Consider the following 970-nt stretch of genomic DNA (forward strand, 5'->3'; position numbering starts at 1 on the left):
GACTTTACCCAAGCGCGCTTGAAACCATTCTGCTGTTCTTTGTTCCATATCACACCGCCGTTCTTTGTTCTTGTGGTGTTGGTGTATCGGCATCTTGTATAGTAGAATCTGTTTCTACCTTTTGCTTGTTTTGTTTCTTTTTCAAAAGATGTAATACCGTTTGTGCTTGTCCTTCAGACATATCGTCAAGCTTTTTGACGTCGACATAAGCAAGTATTTTTTCTTCTTCTGCTTGGGTTTGTACTATGAGTCTTCTGATTTCATTGATCTGTTGTGGAAAAGCCTTTTTAATAGGCGGGTTTCCATCTGTATCGTCTTCTTTGCTTGAGACATTAAGAAGCATGCCTAAGAGATATCTGCGTGCGTAGGTAAGTGTGGAACCAAGTGATTGTATGTTATTTTTAGAGCCTGCATTGTCAATTGGAAATGTTCCTTCTGTTGATATTTCATTGCCTGAAGGATGAGACAGAGTTATTTCTATGGTAATGTTTGTTGCTGTTTGATTTTTAATACGAGCAAACAAAGCAAAGTTGTATGTTGCAAGCCCTTCCTTTACAGCATTAAGGTACTGATAAAGCGTAGCGTATTTGCTGTTTGTATGGTTATTAATGGCGTTTTGTTCGATATTTTTGTATGCCATTTGCACAGCCGAAAGATCACGGACAAAGTTTTGGCGCTCTTGTCGTTCTATCTCTTGTTCTCGCAATTTGAGAAGACGCTCTAAGCGATCCATATCGACGTCACTGTCTAAGGCTTTATTTAAAATACGTTCCATGACAGTTTGTTCGACGGCTAAATGATGTGTTTCTTCAATTTCTATTAGGTTAGTGTTTTGTTCACTCATCTTGATTTCCTACATTGCGCGCAATTCACCCGTGGCGTGAATCACGCTGGTGTTAAAAGACTGGTTTTGGGGTGTTAGAGTTTTGTCTTTACAGGTTGTACAATCCGATCAATTGGAATGCGTTTT

The 970-nt window shown here is 39.2% G+C and carries 1 protein-coding gene; it reads right to left on the reverse strand.

The window, feature by feature from the left end; genetic code table 11:
* Nucleotides 1–49 precede the first annotated feature (49 nt).
* Nucleotides 50–844, reverse strand: a complete 795-nt coding sequence (locus ACFIKE_RS11460) for an ERF family protein (RefSeq protein WP_375650069.1) — start codon at nt 842–844, stop codon at nt 50–52.
* Nucleotides 845–970: the final 126 nt, after the last annotated feature.

The sequence above is a fragment of the Bartonella sp. MU70NMGDW genome (assembly GCF_042194085.1).
GTDB lineage: Bacteria > Pseudomonadota > Alphaproteobacteria > Rhizobiales > Rhizobiaceae > Bartonella > Bartonella grahamii.

Excerpts from the sequence above, each read along its gene's own strand:
- ACFIKE_RS11460 (WP_375650069.1), bottom strand. The coding sequence starts at position 844 with ATGAGTGAACAAAACACTAACCTAATAGAAATTGAAGAAACACATCAT.